Source organism: Tepidiphilus margaritifer DSM 15129 (assembly GCF_000425565.1).
Taxonomy (GTDB): Bacteria; Pseudomonadota; Gammaproteobacteria; order Burkholderiales; family Rhodocyclaceae; genus Tepidiphilus; species Tepidiphilus margaritifer.
In genome coordinates, this window is sequence record NZ_AUDR01000014.1 from 63,383 (window position 1) to 79,058 (window position 15,676).

Consider the following 15,676-nt stretch of genomic DNA (forward strand, 5'->3'; position numbering starts at 1 on the left):
CGATGATTACCTCTTCGGACGATGAATGCGGGAAGGACGGGACGTGGCGCGCGGACGCGGGGCTTTCCCTTTCGCGGCAGGTACGTTTGCCGTCGTCTCGGGTTCGAGCCCGAACGTCTGCACCACGGTCTCCGGCGGCAGTTCCATCCACATGCCGCGCTTGAGCCGTGGCGGCAACGCCACGGGACCATAGCGCACACGAATGAGCCGGCTCACCGTAAAGCCCAGCGCCTCGAACATGCGCCGCACTTCGCGGTTGCGTCCCTCCTTGATGATGACGTGGTACCAATGGTTGGTCCCCTCGCCGCCCGCATCGACGAGAGATTCGAAACGCGCCGGGCCGTCTTCCAGGGTGATGCCGCCGGTGAGCTCCTCGATCTGCTGGGGCGTGAGTTCGCCGATGATACGCACGGCGTACTCTCGCTCCAGCTCGTAGCGCGGATGCATCAGGCGGTTGGCGAGCTCACCGTCGTCGGTGAAGATGAGCAGACCCGAGGTGTTGAAGTCGAGCCGCCCCACCGCGATCCAGCGCCCCTTGCGCAGCGCCGGCAAGCGATCGAACACAGAGGGGCGCCCTTCCGGGTCCTCGCGCGAGACGATCTCCCCTTCGGGTTTGTGATAAAGCAGCACGCGGGGGATTTCGCGCCCCGGCCGCCAGGCGAGGAGCTTGCCATCGACTTTGATCCGGTCGCCTGGCCCCACCCGATCGCCCAATTGGGCCGGCCGATCGTTGATCGCCACCCGCCCCTGCACGATCCATTCTTCGATCGTGCGGCGCGAGGCGAGTCCCATGCGCGCGAGTACTTTCTGTACCCGTTCGCGCGGCGCCTCGGTCGAGGCGGCCGGCGCCGGAGCGTCCTTGCGCGCACGGGTGCGCCGCGGCGTAGCGCGGGGCGTTTCAATTTCCTTGGTCTTCATCTTCATCCTTGTCATGCACTTCCTGCAGGGGTTCGAGCATCGCTTCGAGCTCGGCGAGCGGAGGCAGTTCCGTCACGTGGCGCAAACCCAAATCGTCGAGAAAGCGCTGCGTGGTGGCATAGAGCGCCGGCCGCCCCGGGCCGTCGCGATGCCCCACGACTTCGATCCAGCCTCGTCCCTCCAGCGTACGCAGCACCTGCGTCGAGACCGTCACGCCGCGGATCGCCTCGATGTCGCCGCGCGTGACCGGCTGGCGGTAGGCGATCACGGCCAAGGTCTCCCACACTGCCCGGCTGTAGGTGGGCGCGCGCTGGGCTCGCAGCCGGTCGAGCCAGGGCTGGATTGCGGAGCGCGTACGAAAACGCCAGCCGCTCGCCGTGCAGACCAGCTCCACCGCTTTTCCGCTCCACTCCTGCTGCAATTCGGCCAGCACCGACGCGAGGATGTCCGCTCCCGGATCGGGTTCGAAGAGTCGGCGCAGCACGTCCAGCGTCAGCGGCTCGTCGGCCGCGAGCAGCGCCGCCTCCACGATGCGCTTGGTCGAAAAAGGGCCCGTCGTCATGGTTCGAGCGCCAGGGGTTCGGTTTCCGGTGCTGCTTCGGCCGGGCGCACCCAAAGAGGCGCGAAGGGTTCGTGCTGCTCCAGGTGCAGCGCTCTTTCCTTGCACAGCTCGAGCACGGCCACGAAGGTGACGGCCACGCCCAGCCTCCCCTGCTCCGGTTCGATCAGCGTGGCGAACGCGAGCGCTCCGGCGGCATGATGCAGCCGGCGCAGCACCCGGCTCATGGCCTCGCGCACCGAAATGGCCTCGGCAGCGACTTCGTGCCGGCGCTCGAGCCGCAGGCGCTGCAGGATTCCCGTCCACGCCTCGATGAGCCGATCCAGGCTCGCCTCCGGTTGCGGCCGCTGCGGCGTATGCCCCCACTCGATCGGCCCGGCCCAGAGAAAATCGCGTCCCGCCCGCGGATGCTCGCCCAAGAGGCGCGCCGCGCGTTTGATGCGTTCGTATTCGAGCAGGCGGCGCATGAGCTCGGCCCGTGGATCGTCGCCCTCGTCTTCCTGGAGCACCAAAGGGACCCGCGGCAGCAGCGAGCGCGATTTGATCTCGAGGAGCGTAGCCGCCATCAAGAGGTAATCAGCCGCCAGATCGAGGTCGAAGCGGCGCATCGCCTCCACGTAGGCGAGATACTGCTCGGTGAGCCGCGCCACCGGGATGTCGCGCACGTCGAGCCGGTTCTTCTGGATGAGATACCACAAGAGGTCGAACGGCCCCTCGAAGGTTTCGAGAAAGACCCGCAGCGCCTCCGGCGGAATGAAGAGATCCTCCGGCACGGCAGTGAGCGGCTCGCCGTAGACGCGCGCGATCGGCGCCTCGGTGGCCAGCATTTCCTCTCCGCTCACGTGTAATCCAGGCCCATCGCCTCGCGCACGTCGCGCATGGTCGCCTGGGCGAGCTTGCGCGCCTGCTCACAGCCGTCGGCGACGACGTTGCGCACGAGACCAGGGTTCTCTACATAGGGCTGCGCCCGTTCACGCATCTCCGCCTGCTCTGCGAGGATGGCCTCGAGCACGGGCTGCTTGCATTCCAGGCAGCCGATCTTGGCGCTACGGCAGCCCTCCTGCACCCACTGATGCACTTCAGTATCGGTGTAGATTTTGTGAAACTGCCATACCGGGCAGCGTTCCGGATCGCCGGGATCGGTGCGGCGCACCCGCGCCGGATCGGTCTGCATGGTGCGCACCTTGCGCGTGATCGATTCGGGGTCTTCACGCAGATAAATCGTGTTGCCATAGCTCTTCGACATTTTCTGCCCGTCGAGTCCGGGCATGCGGGAGGCTTCGGTGAGTAACACCTGAGGCTCCACCAGGATGTGTTTGCTATAGCCCTCGAGATAACCGTAGAGCCGTTCCCGATCGCCCAACGACAGGCTCTGGGCTTCGTCGATGAGGGCACGGGCCTGCGCCAGCGCCTCGTCGTCGCCCTCCTGCTGGAAACGGGTACGCAATTCGAGGTAGAGCCGGGCGCGCTTGCTGCCGAGTTTTTTCACCGCCTCTTTGGCGTTTTCCTCGAAATTGGGCTCACGGCCATAGAAATGGTTGAAGCGGCGCGCCACTTCACGCGTGAATTCCACGTGCGGGATCTGGTCCTCGCCCACCGGCACGAGATTGGCGCGATAGATGAGGATGTCGGCCGCCTGCAGCAAAGGATAGCCGAGAAAACCGTAGGTGGTGAGGTCCTTGTGCGAGAGCTTTTCGAGCTGATCCTTGTAGGTCGGCACCCGCTCGAGCCAGCCCAGCGGCGTAATCATGGAAAGCAGCAGATGCAGCTCGGCGTGCTCGAGTACCCGCGACTGGATGAAGAGCGTGGCCTGGTTCGGATCGATGCCCGCCGCCAGCCAGTCGATGAGCATTTCCCAGGTGGCCTGGGAGATCACGTCGGGCTTGTCGTAGGTCGTGGTGAGCGCATGCCAATCGGCCACGAAAAAGAGACAAGGATATTCGTATTGCAGACGCACCCAATTTTTCAGCACGCCGTGATAATGCCCCAGGTGGAGGCGCCCGGTGGGACGCATTCCCGAAAGTACCCTTTCAGCATACATGGTTCTTCGCCTTTTACGGTTCGGGGAACTAAAAGCCGATCGTCGCGAGGATCGTACCGCGCACCGCGACGAACATCGGCCACAGAATCGAGGAGGCCACGCCGCTCAGCATCGCCACGAGCAGGATGGCGATGCCATAGGGTTCCAGTTGCGACAAGGCCCAAGCGGGACGCGGCGGCAACAGACTCACGAGCATGCGCCCGCCGTCGAGCGGCGGCAGCGGCAGGAGGTTCAATACCATGAGGGCGACGTTGACCGAAATGCCGGCATCGGCCATGCGCGCGAGCGGCACCGCCCAGAAGGGCGGCAGGAGCGTGAGCGAGAGCTTGAAGAGCAGCGCCCAGCCGAGCGCCATCGCCAGATTGATGCCCGGCCCTGCGCCTGCCACCCAGAACATATCCCGCTTGGGGTGGCGTAGGCGCGAAGGGTCGATCGGCACGGGTTTCGCCCAACCAAAGAGCAGCGCCCCGGCGCCGGTGAGCAGCGACAGCAGGAGAATGCCCAGCGGCACGAGGAGGGTCCCCACCGGATCGACGTGGCGCAAGGGGTTGAGTGAAATGCGTCCGGCACGCTCGGCGGTGGGATCGCCGAAGGCCCGCGCAACATAGCCGTGCGCCGCCTCGTGCAAGGTGATGGCCAGCAGTGCCGGCAGGGCCCATACCGCGAGATCGGCGAGAAAGGCGTTCATTCGACGAGAAACGGCGTGGGGTCGCCCGCCCCGAGGCGGACGATGCGCGGCGTCTCGCCCGTGAGATCGACCACGGTGGTGAGGTCCCGGCAGGTTTCGCCCGTGTCGACGATCACGTCGACCAGCTTGCCGACGCGTTCGGACACCGTCTCGGCATCGGGCAAGGGCTCTTCCTCACCGGGCAGGATCAAACTGGTGCTCAGGAGCGGTTCGCCCAACGCCTCCAAGATCGCCTGCACCACGCGGTGCTGCGGCACGCGGAGCCCGATGGTGCGCCGTTTGGGGTGCAGGATGCGCCGGGGCAGATCGTGCGTGCCCTCGAGGATGAAGACGTAGGGGCCAGGGGTGTTGGCCTTCAGCAGGCGAAAGATGCGATTATCCACGCGGGCATAGTTGCCCAGCTCGGAGAGGTCGCGGCACAGCAAGGTAAACGGCTGCGACTCGTCCATGTCGCGAATGCGGCGAATGCGCCGGATCGCCTCGACGTCACCCAGATGACAGGTGAGGGCATAGCTCGAGTCGGTGGGCATGGCCACGACCGCGCCTTGCCGCAGTTGACGTGCGACGAGGTCGACGAGACGTTTTTGAGGATCGACGGGATGAATGGAGAGGATTTGCGCCATAATCAAACATTATAGCGCGCATTCGAGCAGCTGCCACACCGGCGTGAGGTCGGGGGGCAAAGGAGGGGCAGCCCCCAGATCGATGGGCGATTCTCCGGGTGCGTGAAAATCGGACCCCAGCGAAGCAGCAAACCCCCAGTGGCGCGCGACGTGCGCCCAGCGGCGCAGGTCGTCGGGGCCATGGGAACCGGAACTCACCTCGATGGCCGCCCCGCCCCCTTCATCGAAGCGCCGCAGCAGCACTTCGAACTGCGAGGTCGAGAGGCGATAGCGCGCCGGATGGGCCAGCACCGCCACCCCACCCGCGCCACGGATCCAGGAAAGCGCCTCTTCGAGCACGGCCCACTCGTGCTCGACGTAGCCGGGTTTGCCCTTGGCGAGATAGTACTGAAAAACTTCCGCAACCGAACGCATCAGACCGAGCGAGACGATATAGCGGGCGAAATGCGCGCGGCTCACCAAGGCCGGATTCTTGGCGAGACGCAGGGCGCCTTCCCAGGCACCGTGGATGCCGTGCCGCTCCAGCTCCTCGGCGATGCGCTTTGCCCGTTCATCGCGCCCCGAACGCACCCGCTGCAGACCTTCACCCAGGGCAGGATCGTCGGGATCGATCCCCAGGCCGAGCACGTGGATCGTCTCGCCGGCGAACGATACCGAGATCTCCACCCCTGGCACGAAAGAGACGCCCGAGGCCCGCGCTTCTGCTTCAGCCGCAGCGCAGCCGGCGATCTCGTCGTGATCGGTGAGGGAAAGCAGCGCGACGCCGTTCGTGGCGGCGCGACGAACCACCTCGGCCGGGGTAAGCACCCCGTCCGAGACGAGCGAATGGCAATGGAGATCGACTTTCATCGCACCCGCCCTTCGCCCGCAGCAAAGCCGCTTACTGAACGGCGATGAGCTCGATCTCGAACGTGAGGTCGCGCCCGGCAAGCGGATGGTTCGCGTCGATGGTGATCGAATCTTCGGTCACTTCGACGACGACGATGGGGATCTGCCGACCGTCACGCGATTGCATCACCAACTGCTGCCCCACTTCCGGTTCGAGATCCGGCGGCAGCTGCTCGCGCGGCACCTGCAGCACCGCCTCGGCCACGCGCTCGCCGTAGGCCTCGGCCGCCGGGATGGTGACGGTTTTCGTCTGCCCTACGGCCATGCCTTCCACGGCCTGTTCGAAACCGGGAATCACCTGCCCCGCGCCGACGGTGAATTCGAGCGGGTCGCGCCCGGCCGAGCTGTCGAACACCGAGCCGTCGCCGAACTTGCCGGTGTAATGAACCTGGACGGTATCGCCCGCTTTTGCTGCTTGATTCATGATCTTTCCTTTCCGCTGTCGAATGGTGCACGTCGGCACAGACCGCCGCGTGCGTCACCTTACCCGGTTTCTCCCGCTTTGGCTAGATGTTTGCGGAAAAATTCCCTTGCCCCTTTCGGCGCTTGATGCTAATTTGGCGCCCCTGCTGTTTGCCTCGGAGTCCGCGATGAATCCCACGCCCGACGACCGCCTCTACCTTCCCGGCCACCAATGGCTGCGCCGCGAAGACGATGGAATGTTCACGCTTGGCATCACCGAGCACGCCCAGCGCGAGCTTGGCGACATCGTCTATGTGCAACTGCCCGAGCCCGGCCAGCATCTGGAAGCCGGCGACGTGCTCGCCGTGGTCGAATCGGTCAAGGTCGCCTCCGAGATCCTCTGCCCCTTTCCCGCCACCGTGGTCGCGGTGAACGAAGAGCCCCGTGAGCGCCCCGAACGGCTCAACGAAGCCCCTTACGAAGTCTGGCTCGTGCAACTGCTGCCCGACGAAGACGCCCCCTTGCCGGAACTGCTGGATGCCCGCGCTTACGACGAACTCCTCTCCCTCTGAGCCATGCCGTCCTCCTCCGCCCCTTCCCGGATCCTCTTCGCCCTGACGGCGGTCGTCCTCGCCGCGCTCCTGGGGTGGTATTGGCACGAGAGCCGTCCCGTGGAGTTGCCTTCCTCGCCGCTCGCCGACCCGCGCATGCAGTGCGTCTCCTACGCCCCTTACTACCGCGACGGCTACACCCCGTTCAAGGAAGACCTCCATCTCACCCGGGAAGAGATCACCACCGATCTGCGCGCGCTCGCCGCCGTCACCCGCTGCGTGCGCACCTACTCGGTCGACCAGGGGCTGGATCAGGTCCCCGCAGTGGCACGCGAACTCGGGCTCACCGTGCTCCTGGGGGCCTGGATCGGGCGCGACGACGCAAAGAACCGCCGGGAGCTCGAGCGCGCCCTGGAGGTGGCCAATGCCAACGCCGACGTCGTCACGATGCTCATCGTCGGCAACGAAGTGCTGTTGCGTCGCGAGCAAAGCCCGGAAGCGATGGGCCGCTGGCTGGAAGAAGCCCATGCACGGAGCCGCGTGCCGGTGACCTACGCCGACGTCTGGGAATTCTGGCTGCGCCATCGCGCCGCGCTCGAACCGCACGTCGATCGTGCCACCATCCACATCCTCCCTTACTGGGAAGACCGGCCGCAGCCGATCGAGGCGGCGATCGATCATCTCGTGCGCATCAGGACACTCGCCCGCACCGTGCTGACCAAACCCGTGGTGATCGGCGAGACCGGCTGGCCCAGCGCCGGGCGCCAGCGCGAAGGGGCGATTCCTTCGCGCGTGAACCAGGCGCGCTACGTGCGCGAATTCCTGGCACTCGCGGAGCGTCACGGCTGGCAGTACAACTTCATCGAAGCGGTGGACCAGCCCTGGAAACGCTGGCTGGAGGGTACCGTCGGTGGCCACTGGGGCATGCTCGACACCACCCTCGAACCCAAATTCCCCCTCACCGGGCCGATCGCCGAGCGTGAATCGTTCTGGCCGGTACTCCTTTGGGCGGGGGCTGGCGCGGCGCTGCTGCTCCTCATGGCCGCACCAGGGGCCGCGAGCGGACGCGACCACGCGTGGCATGCGCTCGCGGGCGCCGTGCTCGGACTCATCGCGATGTGGCAGTGGGAACACGCCCTGCTCGCCTACCGCGACGCCGTGGAATGGGCGGTGCTCGGCGCGATCGGACTCGCCTCGCTCCTCCTCGGCGCCCGGCTTGCCGTGGCACCGCGTCTGCCTTCCCAAACCACCGCGTCCACGTACGTTGCGCGCGCGCTGCGGCTCTTGCTCTTTTGCGCCGCCGTGGCCTCCGTCTGGCTCGTGGTCGACGGCCGCTATCGCGACTTCCCCACCGCGCTCTATCTGCCGCTCGCACTCTTTGCCTGGCGCCGCGCTTGGGCGGTGAGCGCCGAAGAGCGCCTCTGGGCCTGGATTCTCTTCGCTTTCGGTCTCTACCGCTGGCTGGAAGAACCGGGCAACGGCCAGGCACTGCTGTGGGGACTCACGGCGATGACATTCGCGCGCGCCATCCACGGGGCGCATCGCAGAACCACAGCCGCGGCAAAGACCATAGCACCGCAATGACTCCCGGCGTGGCGGCATAAAACACCGTGGCCGCCACGCCGAGCCACAGCGCCGCCACCGCCCAGCGGCGCGACCCGTAAAGCTGAGCGATCGCCGCGCACAACACAGCCACCCAACCGATGCGTTCCTCGAGAAACGCCTGAACCAGCAGGAACTTGGCCGCGCAGGCGAAGCCCCCTCCGGGCACCCACTTCCCGCCGCAGGCCGCCGGCGCGAGCTGCGCCTCGAGCCAGCCGAAGCGCACCCACAGGCAGGCGAGTCCCATGAGGATCGCCCCCACGAACCAGCCGCGCACCAGGGTGCGCCATCCGCTCTTCCTCGTCATCCCGTTCGCCATCTGCATCCCCCAGGAAACAAACATTTTCTCATCGTCTCGGTCAATTCCGCACGGGAAGCCGTAAAATCGGCCGTTATCCTCCCGTACGACGGACCGATGCAGTGAGCGCAAAACTCCATCTCTTCTGGCGGGTGCTCGTCGCCCTCATCCTCACCCTGCTCGTGATGTTCGGCACCTTCAAGCTGTGGCAATGGCAGGTGCGGGTCGACACCATGCCCGGCGTCTCGGGCGAGATCGGCGGCTTCGCCTACACCCCCTTCCGCCGCGACCAGTCCCCGTTCGACAAGAAATACCCTACACCCGAGCAGGTCGCCGAAGATCTCGACATCCTGAGCAACTACACCCACCGCATCCGCACTTACGGCGTCACCGACGTTCCGTCGATTTATCCCCTGGCCGAAGAGAAAGGCTTCAAGGTGGCCATGGGCCTGTGGGTCTCGGCCGACAAGGAACTCTCCGAGCGCGAAGTCGCCGCCGGCCTCGACATCCTCAAGAAGCACAAGAACATCGAACGCATCGTGGTGGGCAACGAAGTCTTGCTGCGCAAGGAAATGACGGTCCAGGAAATGGCCTCCTGGCTCGACCGCGTGCGCGCCGACATCCGCCGCCAGTTCCGCAAAGGCCAGCGTCCGCCAGTCTCCACCGCCGAGCCCTGGCACGTCTGGCTCGCCAATCCCGAACTGGTCGACCACGTCGATTACATCATGGTGCACCTCCTGCCCTATCACGAGGGCATCTCCTCTGCGCGGGCGCTCGAATATGCCTTCAGCCGCTACGAAGAGCTGCGGCAAAAATTCCCCAAAAAGCCCATCGTCATCGGCGAGATCGGCTGGCCCACCAGGGGCGAGGCGATGCCCAACCTCATGGGCGGCGACGAATACGCACGCGCCGCCGCGGAAGACGCCGCCCGCTTCGTGCGTGGCTTCCTTGCCGACCCGCGCTCTGCCTTTCTCGACTACTACATCATGGAGGCGTTCGACCAACCCTGGAAAGTGGCCGTCGAGGGTTGGGCCGGCGCTTACTGGGGAGTGTTCGATGCCGACCGCCATCTCAAATATCCGCTCGACGGGCTCATCGTGCGCGACGTGCGCTGGAAAGAAAAAGCACGTCTGGCAGTCGCGGTCGCAGCCGTTCCCATGTTCCTCATCGCCTTTGCCTTGGGTAGCTGGAACGTGCTCGGGCGCCTGTGGCTCATGGGATTGGTGCAGCTCTCCGCGGCCGTGCTCGTGGTCGGTGTCTATCTGCCCAAGGATTATTACCTCTCGCGGGGCGATCTCGTCGGCCTCGTCTTCCTCATCGTCGCCACCCTCATGACCATTGCCGTGCTGCTGTCGCACGGGTTCGAGTTCGGCGAGGTGCTCTTCAAGCGGCAATGGCGACGGCGTTTCACCCCCCGAGACCCCTTGCCGCCCGAGCAGCAGCCCTTCGTCTCCATTCACCTCGCCTGTTACAACGAGCCGCCCGAGATGGTGATCGCCACCATCGACTCGCTCGCCCGGCTCGATTATGCCAACTATGAGGTGATCGTCGTCGACAACAACACCACCGACGAGGCCCTGTGGAAGCCGGTGGAGGCGCACTGTGCCACGCTCGGGCCACGTTTCCGCTTTTTCCACCTGCCGAAGTGGCCCGGTTTCAAGGCCGGGGCGCTCAATTTCGCCCTCAAGCAGACGGATCCGCGCGCCGAGATCGTCGGCGTGGTCGATGCCGACTACGTCGTCGAACCCGACTGGCTCGCCCGGCTCGTGCCGCACTTCCTCGACAGCCCCCAGGTGGCCGTGGTGCAAGCCCCGCAGGCGCACCGCGACTTCGAGCACAGTTTCTTCCAGCGCATGTGCAACTGGGAATTCGAGGGCTTTTTCCGCATCGGCATGCACCACCGCAACGAACGCAACGCCCTGATCCAGCACGGCACGATGACACTCATCCGTCGCCGGGCCCTGGAGGAAGTCGGCGGCTGGTCGGAATGGTGCATCTGCGAGGATACCGAACTCGGCCTGCGGCTGATCGAACTCGGCTATGAAACCCGCTACGTGGATCACATCTTCGGTCGCGGGCTCACGCCGTCGGACTTCGCCGCCATCAAGTCGCAGCGCTTCCGCTGGGCGTTCGGCGCGATGCAGATCCTCAAGGCCCACTTGCCCAAGCTCCTGGGGCTGCGACCCTCGAAGCTGAACTTCGCGCAGCGCTACCACTTCCTCACCGGCTGGTTCGCCTGGTTCGGCGATGCCCTGCACCTCGTCTTTGCGCTCGCCTCCATCTACTGGACGCTGGGCATGATCCACTTCCCCAAAACCTTCGCCTTGCCGGTCGCCTCGCTCGCCATGCCCGTGCTCGGTTTCATGGCCTTCAAGACCGCGCTCGGGCCCGTCCTCTACCGCCGCACCATGCACACGCGCTGGATCGACATCCTCGGCGCCTCCATCCTCTCCGTGGGCTTGGCGCACACCATCGCGCGCGGCGTCTTCGCCGGGCTCTTTCAGAAAAAAGGCACCTTCGTGCGCACCCCCAAAGGCTGGCGCGCCAAGGGAACCTTTGCCTTCTTTGGCCCCATCCGCGAGGAACTCGGCCTGCTCGCAACGATCCTATTGGGTGCAGGGGTACTCATAGCCAAGCGGGGGTTGCTCGATCTGGAAGTCAAACTCTGGGTCTCCATCCTCATGCTGCAGGCGATCCCCTATCTGGCCGCGGTGCTGTGTCAGATCATCGCCTATCTTCCCGACAATGCCCCACCGGAAGAACAGGCCGAGAAACCGTCCGCCCCGAGCACCGAGGGAACCCCGGTGGGCGTTTCGGGTACAATGGCCCGTTGAACCGTAATTTCGTAGGAGTGTCATGGCTCAGTATGTCATGTCCATGCTTCGGGTGAACAAGGTCGTTCCCCCGAAGCGCCAGATCATCAAGGACATCTCGCTTTCCTTCTTCCCCGGTGCCAAGATCGGGTTGTTGGGACTCAACGGCGCGGGCAAATCCACCGTGCTGCGCATCATGGCCGGCGTCGACAAAGAGTACGACGGCGAAGTGCAATGGCAGCCCGGTATTCGCATCGGCTACCTGCCGCAAGAACCCCAGCTCGACCCGGAAAAAACCGTGCGCGAAGAAGTCGAAGAGGGTCTGGGCGAACTCATCGAGGCGCGGCGCAAGCTCGAGGAGATCTATGCCGCCTATGCCGAGCCCGACGCCGACTTCGAGAAACTCGCCGAAGAGCAGGCCAAATACGAGGCCATCCTCGCCAGCGCCGGCAGCGACCTCGAAAACCAGATGGAGATCGCCGCCGACGCACTGCGCCTGCCCCCCTGGGACGCCAAGATCGCGAACCTCTCCGGCGGCGAGAAACGGCGCGTGGCGCTGTGCAAGCTCCTACTTTCCAAGCCCGACATGCTGCTGCTCGACGAGCCCACCAACCACCTCGACGCCGAATCGGTCGAGTGGCTCGAGCAGTACCTCGTGCGTTTTCCCGGCACGGTGGTGGCCGTCACGCACGATCGCTACTTCCTCGACAACGCCGCCGAATGGATTCTGGAGCTGGACCGTGGCGAGGGCATCCCCTGGAAGGGTAACTACAGCTCGTGGCTGGAGCAGAAAGAAAAGCGCCTCGAACAGGAAGCCAAGGCCGAAGCCGCTCGCCTCAAAGCCATGAAACAAGAGCTCGAATGGGTACGCCAGAACCCCAAAGGGCGGCAGGCGAAATCCAAGGCGCGTCTGGCGCGCTATGAAGAGCTCGCCTCGATCGAATACCAGCGCCGCAACGAGACGCAGGAGATCTTCATTCCGCCCGGCGAGCGGCTCGGCGACAAGGTGATCGAATTCCACCACGTGAGCAAAGGCTTCGGGGATCGGTTGCTCATCGACGACCTCTCCTTCTCCGTGCCCAAGGGAGCGATCGTGGGCATCATCGGCCCCAACGGCGCGGGCAAGTCCACGCTCTTTCGCATGATCCTCGGCAAGGAACAACCCGATTCCGGCACGATCGAGATCGGCCCGACGGTGAAGATCGCCGCCGTGGACCAGTCTCGCGAGGGGCTCGACCCCAACAAGACGGTGTGGGAAGAAGTCTCCGGGGGCCTGGACATCCTCAAGGTCGGCGCCTTCGAGATGCCCAGCCGGGCCTACCTCGGCCGCTTCAACTTCAAGGGAGCGGATCAGCAAAAACCCGTGGGCAAGCTCTCCGGCGGTGAGCGTGGACGGCTGCACCTCGCCAAGACCCTGATCCAGGGCGGCAACGTGCTGCTGCTCGACGAACCCTCCAACGACCTCGACGTCGAGACGCTGCGCGCGCTCGAAGAAGCGCTGCTCGAATTCCCCGGCTGCGCGCTCGTTATCAGCCACGACCGCTGGTTCCTCGACCGTATCTGCACCCACATCCTCGCGGCCGAAGGCGACTCGCAGTGGACCTTCTTCGAAGGAAACTACCGCGAGTACGAAGAGGAGAAGAAAAAACGCCTCGGCGAGGACGCCGCCCGTCCGCGGCGCGTGCGCTACAAGCCGATCACGCGCTGATTCTTTGCCCTTCTCGCGATCTAGCCCCTGCATTGACAGGGGCTTTTTCTTGCCTGAAATTTCAGTTTTGGTTAAGATGAATCATAATGATTCATCTATAAGAGAATAATCCTATGACCAACAGAGCCGTTTTCCGCAAGACGCCCAAAGGGATGGATGAAGTTCAACATCGTTCAGGGAAATTGACGCCGCGCCAACGCCGCATCCTCATCATGATCGACGGGCGGCGGACCGTGGAAGATCTGCGCGAACTAGCATCGACCGACGATCTCTCCAACGTCCTCGGTCACCTCGAAGAAGAAGGCTACATCGAGCTCGTCGGCCTCAAAGGGGAAAACGAGGCGATCACCCACCAAGACAGACTTCCCTCCCCTACCGATTTCCGTCCGCTGCCAGAGCCGCGTAACCCCGAAGAATTGAACATGGCGCGTCATTTCATGATCAACACGATCAAGGCGTTTTGCCGCGGCCCAATCATCCATCTCTCGCTCATCGACGAGATCGCCGCGGCCCAATCGCACGAAGAACTACGTGCGCTCTATGGGCAATGGTTTCGGCTGATCCAGGAAAGCGCGGAAGGCAGAAGAAGGGCGGAACAGCTACGCGCCGATCTACTCAAGGTGCTGTGAAAACCACCTCGATTTTCGTCCCTCGGCCATTTCGGTCACACAAACCCAGCCGGAACGCCCACCCTTCCCGTTCGCACAATCGGCGCACCATCACGAGGCCGCGACCTCTGCTTGCTCCCTTTTCGGCGGAAGACATGCCGATCCCGTCGTCCTCGATGCATAGCCGGTCTGTTTCGATGCGCACCGTGATCCGCTGGCAGTGCGCATGTTGGATTGCATTGCGCACGAGATTGGCAACGATGACGGAAAGCGCCGTGGAGGACCCATGAATCACGGGATGAGCAGTAGCCATCATCTCCAGGACGATCCCGGTGCCCGCCATGAACAGTTCACTGTGTGCCATGGCCTCACGCACCACCTCGACGACATCGAATTCTTCTCGTGTCGCCTCCGGCTCACGCGCGAGCAATAAAAGCGTCTCGATCGTCTCGGCCATGCGGGCTCCGGCGTGCTCGATGCGAGCCACAGCGCGTCGTGAGCGCTCGCCGAGGTGAGGGTCGGCCGCGAGCAATTCCGCCGCGTGCAGGATCACGGTGAGCGGCGTACGCAGTTCATGGCTCGCGTCGGCCGAAAAATCCCGCTCACGTGCAAGGGCCTCAGACATGCGTCGGCGATATTCGTCGAGTGCCCGCGCCAGTACCAAAACCTCCTCGTCGAGATCATCCTCGGCCAAGCGCAATTCGGGAGAAAAATCATTCACCTCCTTCAAGCGCTCAGTGAGTCGGGTGAGCGGCGCGAGCAAGCGACGCGAGAAATAAAACCCGAACCACAGTGCGACGTAACCCGAGAACGCTGCCCCGGCGAGCACGATGAAGAGGCCCACCCATTCGCGTCGCTCGATGCCGGAGATGTCTTCGATCACGGCGTAGCGCTGCCCTTGAGTGGGCGTGGCCAAGCCCACGACCCATCCCTTGTGCCCGAGTTCGAACTCATGAATGCCATCGGGTTGGGAAAAAATCTCTTCCGGCAAATTTTCGAGTTCGGCCGAAGACAAAACATGAATTTCCGGATGGTGGGGATGCTCACGAAGAACGAAACGCTGGGGCGACGCGACAAGGCGCTGCAGCCGCTCTTGCACCACCCCCTTTACCGTCTCTTCCTCCAAGGCATAACTCGCCCAAAGGAGGGCACCCACGATCAAAGGCCCCAAGGCCACGCCGAGAAAGGCGAAGGCCGCGATGAGGCGCAGGCGCAAACTACGCGGACGTTTCTTCATCGGGCGCGGCCAGACGATAGCCGATATGGGGGATCGTGTGCAGCAAGGGAACGCCGAAGGGGCGATCGATTGCCTGGCGCAAACGGTGAACGTGGGCCCGCAGCGCGTCGCTGTCGGGCGGATCGTCTCCCCACAGCGCCGCCTCGAGGCGCTCGCGCGGCACGACGGCGGGCGAAGCGCGCATCAAGAGACGTAGCAGTTGGTAATCGAACGGGGCCAGGACGATTTTCTTTCCTTGCCGCGATACCTGATGGGTTCGCTCATCGAGGATCAGATCGCCGACTTGCAGACGCCGTCGTTCCAAACCCCCTGCGGCCCGCCGCGTGTGTGCCCGCAATCTCGCTTCGAGTTCGCGCAGCGAGAGGGGCTTGACGAGATAATCGTCGGCACCCGCTTCCAAACCGAGCAGTTTGTCGTCCAATTCACCCCTGGCCGTGAGCATGAGGATCGGCACGGCGATCCCTTCTTCCCGCAGGCGACGGCAGAGTTCGATTCCATCGAGGCCGGGCAAGCCGAGATCCAGAACGATGGCATCGAACGCCTTGCTTTGAGCCATTTGCAGGCCGCCTGGACCATTGACGGCGAGATCGACCCGGTGACCACATGCCTCGAGGTAATCGAGGAGGTTGCCGGCGAGATCCCTATCGTCTTCGATGATCAAAACATCCATTGAACAATTATAGATGTCATTCACCGCGTCACGTTCCTTGAATGTCCTTGAATGTTTACGCCGCGTTGAC

The 15,676-nt window shown here is 64.2% G+C and carries 16 protein-coding genes; 5 read left to right on the top strand and 11 right to left on the bottom strand.

Annotated features, from left to right (window positions below; translation table 11 throughout):
• Positions 1–6 precede the first annotated feature (6 nt).
• Genes rluB through H607_RS0102930 form a run of 8 tightly spaced genes read right to left on the bottom strand, consistent with a single transcriptional unit; the run spans position 7 to position 6,141 of the window.
• Positions 7–918 carry a 23S rRNA pseudouridine(2605) synthase RluB gene (gene rluB, locus H607_RS11450; RefSeq protein WP_083961905.1) on the bottom strand — a complete coding sequence of 304 codons (912 nt, stop codon included), beginning with the start codon at positions 916–918 and terminating at the stop codon, positions 7–9.
• Positions 899–1,480 carry an SMC-Scp complex subunit ScpB gene (scpB, locus tag H607_RS0102900; protein WP_028874190.1) on the bottom strand — a complete coding sequence of 194 codons (582 nt, stop codon included), beginning with the start codon at positions 1,478–1,480 and terminating at the stop codon, positions 899–901. Before scpB ends, rluB begins: the two co-directional genes overlap by 20 nt.
• Positions 1,477–2,304, bottom strand: coding sequence for a segregation and condensation protein A (locus H607_RS0102905; RefSeq protein WP_028874191.1), 828 nt, complete (start codon positions 2,302–2,304; stop codon positions 1,477–1,479). The genes scpB and H607_RS0102905 overlap by 4 nt, the downstream gene beginning before the upstream one ends.
• A gap of 11 nt (positions 2,305–2,315) precedes the next feature.
• Entirely contained in the window at positions 2,316–3,518 is a 1,203-nt protein-coding gene (locus tag H607_RS0102910; protein WP_028874192.1) for a tryptophan--tRNA ligase, read from the bottom strand.
• A gap of 28 nt (positions 3,519–3,546) precedes the next feature.
• Positions 3,547–4,206 carry a site-2 protease family protein gene (locus tag H607_RS0102915; protein WP_028874193.1) on the bottom strand — a complete coding sequence of 220 codons (660 nt, stop codon included), beginning with the start codon at positions 4,204–4,206 and terminating at the stop codon, positions 3,547–3,549.
• Positions 4,203–4,829 (bottom strand): L-threonylcarbamoyladenylate synthase, encoded by a 627-nt coding sequence (locus tag H607_RS0102920; RefSeq protein ID WP_028874194.1) that lies wholly within the window; start codon positions 4,827–4,829, stop codon positions 4,203–4,205. Before H607_RS0102920 ends, H607_RS0102915 begins: the two co-directional genes overlap by 4 nt.
• 9 nt (positions 4,830–4,838) lie before the next feature.
• On the bottom strand, positions 4,839–5,678 hold the full coding sequence (locus H607_RS0102925) for a 3',5'-nucleoside bisphosphate phosphatase (protein WP_028874195.1): 840 nt from the start codon (positions 5,676–5,678) through the stop codon (positions 4,839–4,841).
• Between the two features lie 31 nt (positions 5,679–5,709).
• The gene (locus tag H607_RS0102930; protein WP_028874196.1) at positions 5,710–6,141 is read right to left on the bottom strand and encodes an FKBP-type peptidyl-prolyl cis-trans isomerase; all 432 of its coding nucleotides are present in this window, start codon (positions 6,139–6,141) and stop codon (positions 5,710–5,712) included.
• 166 nt (positions 6,142–6,307) lie between these two features.
• Here H607_RS0102930 and gcvH point away from each other — a divergent pair, with 166 nt between their 5' ends.
• Positions 6,308–6,691 carry a glycine cleavage system protein GcvH gene (gene gcvH, locus H607_RS0102935; protein WP_028874197.1) on the top strand — a complete coding sequence of 128 codons (384 nt, stop codon included), beginning with the start codon at positions 6,308–6,310 and terminating at the stop codon, positions 6,689–6,691.
• Positions 6,692–6,694: 3 nt separating this feature from the next.
• Entirely contained in the window at positions 6,695–8,254 is a 1,560-nt protein-coding gene (locus H607_RS11455; RefSeq protein ID WP_211218455.1) for a glycoside hydrolase family 17 protein, read from the top strand.
• Here H607_RS11455 and H607_RS13320 read toward each other — a convergent pair.
• Entirely contained in the window at positions 8,172–8,579 is a 408-nt protein-coding gene (locus H607_RS13320) for a hypothetical protein (protein ID WP_157381265.1), read from the bottom strand. The genes H607_RS11455 and H607_RS13320 overlap by 83 nt on opposite strands.
• A 176-nt stretch (positions 8,580–8,755) precedes the next feature.
• On the opposite strand from H607_RS13320, the gene H607_RS11460 reads away from it, so the two are divergent.
• The 3 genes from H607_RS11460 (at position 8,756) to H607_RS0102965 (ending at position 13,720) form a co-directional block, all read left to right on the top strand.
• Positions 8,756–11,404, top strand: coding sequence for a glycosyltransferase (locus tag H607_RS11460; RefSeq protein ID WP_083961928.1), 2,649 nt, complete (start codon positions 8,756–8,758; stop codon positions 11,402–11,404).
• 22 nt (positions 11,405–11,426) lie between these two features.
• Complete coding sequence (ettA, locus tag H607_RS0102960) at positions 11,427–13,091, top strand: energy-dependent translational throttle protein EttA (RefSeq protein WP_028874199.1); 1,665 nt, start codon at positions 11,427–11,429, stop codon at positions 13,089–13,091.
• Positions 13,092–13,204: 113 nt separating this feature from the next.
• Complete coding sequence (locus tag H607_RS0102965) at positions 13,205–13,720, top strand: hypothetical protein (protein WP_028874200.1); 516 nt, start codon at positions 13,205–13,207, stop codon at positions 13,718–13,720.
• Here the strand turns inward: H607_RS0102965 and H607_RS0102970 are convergent.
• Together H607_RS0102970 and H607_RS0102975 are read right to left on the bottom strand one after the other, a co-directional pair.
• Positions 13,707–14,936, bottom strand: a complete 1,230-nt coding sequence (locus H607_RS0102970; RefSeq protein WP_028874201.1) for a sensor histidine kinase — start codon at positions 14,934–14,936, stop codon at positions 13,707–13,709. The two genes, H607_RS0102965 and H607_RS0102970, sit on opposite strands and share 14 nt — an antisense overlap.
• A complete protein-coding gene (locus tag H607_RS0102975; protein ID WP_028874202.1) occupies positions 14,917–15,606 on the bottom strand; it encodes a response regulator transcription factor in 690 nt (229 codons plus the stop codon). The genes H607_RS0102970 and H607_RS0102975 overlap by 20 nt, the downstream gene beginning before the upstream one ends.
• Positions 15,607–15,676 lie beyond the last annotated feature (70 nt).